Source organism: Chryseobacterium sp., assembly GCF_022712095.1.
In the GTDB taxonomy this organism is placed as follows: domain Bacteria; phylum Bacteroidota; class Bacteroidia; order Flavobacteriales; family Weeksellaceae; genus Chryseobacterium.
Window position 1 is genome coordinate 1 of the sequence record NZ_JALAHD010000018.1, and the last position, 7,066, is coordinate 7,066.

Here is a 7,066-nt window from a genome sequence, read left to right on the forward strand (position 1 = left end):
TACTAACTATATGTTTAATCCCTAAAAACCAATCACATGACAAACGAAATTTTAAAAAACGCAACGAAGCTTAGAAAAGAAGATCTTAAAAGCATAACAGGAGGAGTCGCGACTCCTGATCTTTCGTTATGCGGATGCAGTTGTACAGGAGCTGTGACAGGACCTAAATACTGTGTTCAGTACATAGGATGCCCACAGGTAATTACTTGCTGAAAATAGTCTAATAAACAAGTAACCCTTCGAATAATCCGAAGGGTTACTTATTATAAATATGTTATAATATAAAGCAGGCTTCCTACACTAATGATAATCCATAAGATTACAGCGAAGCTTAGTGATTTAAAATTGATCGTTTTAAGCGTGGATAAGGAAAGGGAAGCACCTATAAAGAATAAGGTTAAATTAAGCCCCGATTTAGCTATATAAGTGATATAATGTCCTAATGTATTCATAAAAGGAATATAGGTGCCAGCAATGATAGCTAAAACAAATAGGCCGATAAACCACGGTATTTTTATTTTGCTTCCTTTAGTTTTAAAAATGAACATAGTGATAATAGAAACAGGAATGATCCATAATGCCCTTGCTAGTTTTACGGTAGTAGCAACATGCAGTGCCTCATTTCCATATTTGTTTGCAGCTCCTACTACGGAACTGGTGTCGTGTATTCCTATTGCACACCATAACCCGAACTGTTCCTGTGAAAGATGGAGCAAATGACCTATTGATGGATAAATAAATAAAGCAACGGAATTAAGGGTAAAAACAATGGCAAGAGCCACGGAAATTTGTTTAGTATCCGGTTTAATAATAGGGGAGACCGCTGCAATGGCACTTCCCCCACAGATAGCTGTTCCGGTAGAAATCAGATAGAATAAAGGTCTTTCAATTTTTAATATTTTTCCTAAAACATATCCTAATATCATTACAATCATTATACTGATGATGGTAAGTTGAAATCCTGTCTTTCCTGCCCGCATTGCCTCGTTAAGTTGTAAACCGAATCCTAATCCGACGATGGAAACCTGAAGAAGGAGATGAATATATTTATGCAGGTATTTTTCAAAAGGATTTCCTATAAAAATAGCAAGAAAAAAGCCCAATGCCAAAGCCAATGGTGAGCTTATGAGAGGAGTTATGCATAAAACAGCCAACACACAGAAAATACTCTTTTTCAGTGCTTCATTTTTGCTGAAAATTTTTAATGATTGGAATCTTGAATTCATCTTTCAAAATTCCATAATTTATTATGATAAAATGAATTCCAATTTGTTTTGAGAGATAACTTTTAGTTATAACTGATGAACTTCAGAAATAACCGAATCAGTTCGGATTGCTCTCCCTTCGGAAGTATAAAATGGAAATTTCTCTCAATATTAAAATTTTTAATATCTACAACAGTAAGAAGATTATTTTTTAATTCCTGAAGAACAGTACTTATCGATAAAAAGGCCATGCTTTCAGAATGCAAAAGGTAATTTTTAATACTTTCGCTGCTTCCTATCTGCATGACAGTATGGAGATTTTCAATTTGAATGCCTTTATCTCTTAACCTGTTTTGAACAAACTCAAGAGATCCCGAGCCCTGTTCACGGAAAATAAGATCAATCTCATACAGGTCTGTCAGTTGTAAAGTTTTTCTGGCTAAAGGATGATCCACCTTTGAGACCAGAACAATTTCATCCGCTCTGAAAGCTTTGTATTCAAAATAAGAGGATTGAGATTCCCCTTCTACAATGCCTAAATCTATTTTGCCTTTTTTCAAAAGAGAAGAAATAATTTCCGTATTATGGGTAAACAATTCAATTTTAATGTCTTTATAGTAAGAATGAAACTTTGCTAAAATTTCTGGTAAGATATATTGAGCGATTGTTGTACTTGCTCCGATAATGAGTTTCCCTTTATGCTGCTGATTGATCTGATTGATTTCAAATTCCATATCACGGTAGATATTCCGGATTTTTTCAGCATAACCATATAATATTTTACCACTTTCAGTCAATTGAATAGAGGTACCTTTACGGTTAAATAATTTTGTATTTAAGGTATTTTCAATTTCTTTTATATGCTTGGTTACTGCAGGTTGTGATATATTCAGCTCCTCTGATGCTTTTGTAAAGCTCAGTCTTGACGCAACCTTATAAAAAACCTTTAATCTGTAATCAAACATTTTTCGGAAAATAGATGTCTCACAAAAATACTGAAATTAACTTACTATTTAATTTCTGATATCGTTTTATCAGTATAATCCTGCGTTTTATTATTTTTTGCCTGTCCGACTCTCTGTTGAGTATAAATACTGTTATAACCGGAAATTAAATATGAAACGACACATGCTATGGCTACATAAATACCACATTCTGCTCCGAATAATTCAATAGCCATCAGCATACAGGCTAAAGGGGTATTGGTAGCTCCGGCGAATACTGCAACAAATCCCATTCCGGCCATTAACCCTACGGGAAGAGGAATGAAAATAGATAAAGCACTTCCTAATGTTGCTCCGATAAAAAATAAAGGAGTAACCTCACCGCCTTTAAAACCTGCAGCCAGGGTAAGTACGGTAAATATCATTTTTAATGCAAAATCATAGACTTCGGATTGCTGTTGAAAAGCCTGCTCAATAACAGGAACTCCCAAACCGATATATTTAGTGGCGCCCATAGCAAAAACAGCAATGACAATAATAATTCCACCAATGATCGGGCGAAACGGAGGATATTTAATATTTGATTTGAAAATATTTCCGGCCCAGTGGAGTGCTTTGCTGAAGGCGGCCGCGCACAGACCAAAAGCAATTCCTGCTATAATGCTGTAAATAATGAAAACGAAATTAGCCTTAGGAATAAGACCTATGATGTAATGAGTATGTTCTACATTCCATAATCCTGTAGTGGTCCAGCTCGCAATAATGGAAGAAGTGAATGCTGCAAAAATAGCATCGTATCGTATTCTTCCGATCAGGAAAACCTCAAGCCCAAAAACAGCTCCGGCTAAAGGAGTACCGAATACAGAACCGAATCCGGCGGCGATGGCTGCAATGATTAATATTTTTCTTTCATCATTATTGAGCCTGAACGGTTGGGTAAGCTGATCTGCAATGGCTCCTGCCATTTGGATAGCTGTACCTTCACGTCCGGCCGAGCCTCCGAATAAATGAGTTAAAATAGTTCCCAAATATACGAGAGGAGCCATTTTAAAGGGAATAATACTTTTAGGATTATGAATATTATCAATAAGAATGTTGTTACCTGCCTCTACATTTTTACCAAAATAATAATAAAGTATCCCAACAAGGAATCCGGCTAGCGGTAAAAAGAAAATGATCCATTTATTGTTTTCTCTTATGGTAGTTACCCATTCCAGAGATTGGAGAAACCATGCAGAAGCGGTTCCTACTGAAAGACCTACAATGATACTTATGATAAGCCATTTTAAAATATCGGGAGATGCTGGGAATTTTCTGAAAAAAAACTGTGTTTTAAGTGTAGTGTTTTTTGAAAATGATCGTTGATGTTTAGACATAATATACCTGATTAGTTAATTGCAATAATCTCATTAATCAGGCGTCATCAGCTTCTATCTAAGCGGTTGGGATAAGGAAGAACACCATTTCCTTCTGTTTTGCAAATATATATAAAAATTTCTTTATAAAAAAGGTTTCATTTCATCTTCTATCTGGGTTCTTAATTCCATGAGACGAATAGCATACTGTTCTTTTTGCTTTTCTTCTTCCGTCTGGGGAGTCCATTTAGGAACAGGAAGTTTTTTACCGTTCTCATCTACTGGTACAAAAACAATGATACAGTGGGTTTTCTTATCAAAGGTAGGCTGTTTTAAATTCCTGGAATATACATTAATTGAAATATGCATACTGGATTTTCCAGTGTAAATCACCTGAGCTTCCACATTCACGATTTCCCCGATTTTGATAGGCTCATAAAAACGTATGCCGCCAACATATACAGTAACAGAGTAATTTCCACTCCAGGTCGTAGCACAGGCATATCCAGCCTGGTCTATCCATTTCATAACACTTCCGCCATGAACATTTCCTCCGTAATTAACATCAGACGGTTCTGAAATGAACTGGAAGGTGATCGGTTTATTTTCCATTGATTGAAGTAAAGTTTAAATAAAGATACTTAATAATTTTTGAAATGGGAGATTAAATCCTAATTTTGAAGGATTGACAATAATGGATAAATAATATAAAGATGGAAAAAGTATTTTCTCTAAATACCTGCGCTACATGCAGAAAAATATTAGGGCAGTTTGATCTGACGGATTGGGAACACAGAGAAATCAAAAAACAGCCGATTACAGAAGAAGAATTGGAAGAAATGTATAAGAAAACAAAATCTTATGAAGCACTGTTCAGTAAGAAATCTACTCAGATCAAGGAAAGAGGAATTGATGTGAAATCATTAGGTGAAAAAGATTTTAAGAAACTGTTACTGGAGCATTATACCTTTTTAAAACGTCCTGTCTTTATTACCGATAAAGAAATATTTGTAGGTAATGAAAAAGCTAACTTAGAAAAGTTGGATGCTTTTTTTAGAGCAAAAAAATAATGTTGAATCTTATTCTGAATAAAAAACCGCAGTGATAATCTGCGGTTTTTATTTTTTATACAAAAGGAGTTTTCACCACTTTTGCAGGAATATTTTTATTTCTTACCTGAATGAAAATATCAGAACCTACTTTAAAGTAAGGTTTATCTACATAAGCAAGTCCTAATCCTATTTTCTTCATAGGAGACTGTGTACCTGAAGTTACTTTTCCGATTACATTTCCTTCTGCATCTACTACAGCATAGTCGTGTCTTGGAACTCCCTTATCCTGTAATTCAAATCCTACCAATTTTCTGGTAATACCCTCTTCTTTCTGTTTGGCAAAAATATCTTTGGAAACGAAATCTTTATCAAATTTAGTAATCCAGCCTAAACCAGCTTCAAGCGGAGAAGTGGTATCATCGATATCATTTCCGTATAGGCAGAATCCTTTTTCAAGTCTTAAAGTATCTCTTGCTGCGAGTCCGCAAGGAATAATTCCTTCGTTTTCTCCCGCTTCTATTATCGCATCCCAAAGTTTTACAGCATCTTCATTTTTGAAATAAATTTCAAAACCTCCGCTTCCTGTATATCCTGTATTGGAAATGATTACATCATTTATACCCGCTACACTTCCAACGGTAAAGTTGTAATAAGGAATATCGGAAAGGTTGGTATCTGTTAATTTTTGAAGAATTTCAGTTGCTTTTGGTCCTTGTATAGCTAATAATGACATTTCATCTGATGCGTTGGTCATTTTGGCTCCGAAACTGTTGTATTTAGAAATATGATTCCAGTCCTTATCAATATTGGAAGCATTTACTACAACGAAATATTTGTTGTCTTCCATTTTATAAATGATAAGATCATCTACAATACCGCCGTTTTCATTCGGAAGACAAGAGTATTGGGCTTTGCCGTTTTCCAAAGTATCTACATTATTTGTAGTGACAAGTTGTAAAAGCTCTTTAGATCCTGGTCCTTCAATGAAGAATTGTCCCATATGGGAAACATCGAATAATCCTGCTTTTTCTCTTACAGCAAAATGTTCCTCAGTAACTCCTGAATATTGTACCGGCATTTCGAATCCTGCAAAAGGAACTATTTTAGCTCCCAAAGAAACGTGCTTGTCATACAAGGCTGTCTTTTTCATATTTATTTTTTTATTGCTTTATTTTCTTTATTGTTAATTGAGGAAGGGCTTTCTTATTATTTATTGAAATGATGTTTGTATTCCTCTAAAATAATTTTAAACCATTCTGTAAAGTTTTCCGGATGCTCAGATATTTCCTTATCCAGATCTTTCATGGAGATATATCTTACTTCTTCTACTTCATCTTTATTTAAGTGGAAATCCCCTTCAAAAAAACCTGTAAAAACATGGTCGAGTTCATGTTCCCATAAGCCGTTTCCTACATCTGCTTTATAGATAAAATGGAATTTTTCTGAAAGTTCTGTAAATATTCCGAGCTCTTCTTTTAGTCTTCTGTTAGCTGCTTCGAGATAAGTCTCATTATCCCGGGGATGAGAGCATACTGCATTGGTCCATTGGTATGGTGAATGATATTTTTTTGCAGCTCTTTTTTGCAGAAGCATTTCCCCGCTGCTGTTAAATAAGAATACAGAGAAAGCACGATGTAATAAGCCATTAATATGAGCCTGCTGCTTTTCCATTAAACCCAGTACTTCATCCTGAGGGTTCACTAAGACTACTAATTCTTCCATTTCTACAAATGTAAGTTTAATAAATGTATTTTGGAAATTTTTTGCCGACGCAATTCGGTAAGAAAGTATCATCTTTTAATTCCGATAAACCTGCCTATACTTATTAAAAGTCCGGATACAATGATGAAAAATATCAGAACATAGAAACTATTGACTAAAGTCTGCGCTATTCCGATTTCAGAAACATTCACAAATGGATAAGGATAAAAACCTGAAAAGCCTCCGCGGATCAGAATGTAAAAAAGATAGATTAGAGGATAGATAGCCCATTTTATCATGTTTCCGTATTTTAAGCCGGACTTCTTCCCATACAGATACCAGTATACCAAAGTAAGAAAAGGAATTACACCATGTAATAATTCATCTACAAAACGCTGTAGACCTGTAGGGTTCCAGCTAGATCTTAAAATAACCTGATAAATAATACCTACGATAAGTATATATACAGTGATTGCTGTTAAAAAGTTAGAATTTGAACTGCCACTAAAAGAGGTAAAAAGTTGCTTGGTGAAATAAACTGCAACTATTATATTGGTTAAAATCGTGAAAAAACTGAAAAACCTAACGGTTGTTTCAGAGAAAGGCAACAGGGTATTTTCTATCATCAAGTAATATTGAACGATAATTGCGAACCAACCGATACTGCATATGATAAAAGCTAGTATTTTTTTCATGAAATCCACGTTATAATCAAATGTAATAAAATTGGAAGTAAATTCCAATCCGACTAAACTTAATATTGATTGCTAAAAAGAAAATTTTTAATTAGAATTACCAAAAATATAACA

Annotated in this window: 9 protein-coding genes and 1 riboswitch; of the genes, 2 read left to right on the forward strand and 7 right to left on the reverse strand. The window is 34.6% G+C overall.

Annotation, left to right across the window (positions count from 1 at the left end; genetic code table 11):
* The first annotated feature begins 36 nt into the window (after positions 1–36).
* Positions 37–213 carry a hypothetical protein gene (locus Q0A18_RS00850; RefSeq protein ID WP_292008276.1) on the forward strand — a complete coding sequence of 59 codons (177 nt, stop codon included), beginning with the start codon at positions 37–39 and terminating at the stop codon, positions 211–213.
* A gap of 50 nt (positions 214–263) precedes the next feature.
* On the opposite strand, the gene Q0A18_RS00855 is transcribed toward Q0A18_RS00850, so the two are convergent.
* The 4 genes from Q0A18_RS00855 to Q0A18_RS00870 form a co-directional block, all read right to left on the reverse strand.
* Positions 264–1,226 (reverse strand): putative sulfate exporter family transporter, encoded by a 963-nt coding sequence (locus Q0A18_RS00855; protein WP_292008277.1) that lies wholly within the window; start codon positions 1,224–1,226, stop codon positions 264–266.
* A 62-nt stretch (positions 1,227–1,288) separates the two neighbouring features.
* On the reverse strand, positions 1,289–2,170 hold the full coding sequence (locus tag Q0A18_RS00860; protein WP_292008278.1) for a LysR family transcriptional regulator: 882 nt from the start codon (positions 2,168–2,170) through the stop codon (positions 1,289–1,291).
* 44 nt (positions 2,171–2,214) lie between these two features.
* Complete coding sequence (locus tag Q0A18_RS00865; protein WP_292008279.1) at positions 2,215–3,525, reverse strand: voltage-gated chloride channel family protein; 1,311 nt, start codon at positions 3,523–3,525, stop codon at positions 2,215–2,217.
* A gap of 31 nt (positions 3,526–3,556) precedes the next feature.
* A riboswitch (Fluoride riboswitch) is annotated at positions 3,557–3,626 on the reverse strand.
* Positions 3,627–3,648: 22 nt separating this feature from the next.
* Positions 3,649–4,116, reverse strand: a complete 468-nt coding sequence (locus Q0A18_RS00870) for an acyl-CoA thioesterase (RefSeq protein WP_292008280.1) — start codon at positions 4,114–4,116, stop codon at positions 3,649–3,651.
* A 101-nt stretch (positions 4,117–4,217) separates the two neighbouring features.
* On the opposite strand from Q0A18_RS00870, the gene Q0A18_RS00875 reads away from it, so the two are divergent.
* Positions 4,218–4,574 carry an ArsC/Spx/MgsR family protein gene (locus Q0A18_RS00875; protein WP_292008281.1) on the forward strand — a complete coding sequence of 119 codons (357 nt, stop codon included), beginning with the start codon at positions 4,218–4,220 and terminating at the stop codon, positions 4,572–4,574.
* Positions 4,575–4,629: 55 nt separating this feature from the next.
* Here the strand turns inward: Q0A18_RS00875 and gcvT are convergent, their stop codons facing one another.
* The 3 genes from gcvT to Q0A18_RS00890 all read right to left on the reverse strand — a co-directional run bounded on the left by gcvT (position 4,630) and on the right by Q0A18_RS00890 (position 6,952).
* Positions 4,630–5,706: a glycine cleavage system aminomethyltransferase GcvT gene (gene gcvT, locus Q0A18_RS00880; protein WP_292008282.1), complete on the reverse strand. Its 1,077-nt coding sequence runs from the start codon at positions 5,704–5,706 to the stop codon at positions 4,630–4,632.
* Positions 5,707–5,762: 56 nt separating this feature from the next.
* Positions 5,763–6,278, reverse strand: a complete 516-nt coding sequence (idi, locus tag Q0A18_RS00885; RefSeq protein WP_292008284.1) for an isopentenyl-diphosphate Delta-isomerase — start codon at positions 6,276–6,278, stop codon at positions 5,763–5,765.
* A gap of 68 nt (positions 6,279–6,346) precedes the next feature.
* Positions 6,347–6,952 (reverse strand): Pr6Pr family membrane protein, encoded by a 606-nt coding sequence (locus tag Q0A18_RS00890; RefSeq protein ID WP_292008283.1) that lies wholly within the window; start codon positions 6,950–6,952, stop codon positions 6,347–6,349.
* Positions 6,953–7,066 lie beyond the last annotated feature (114 nt).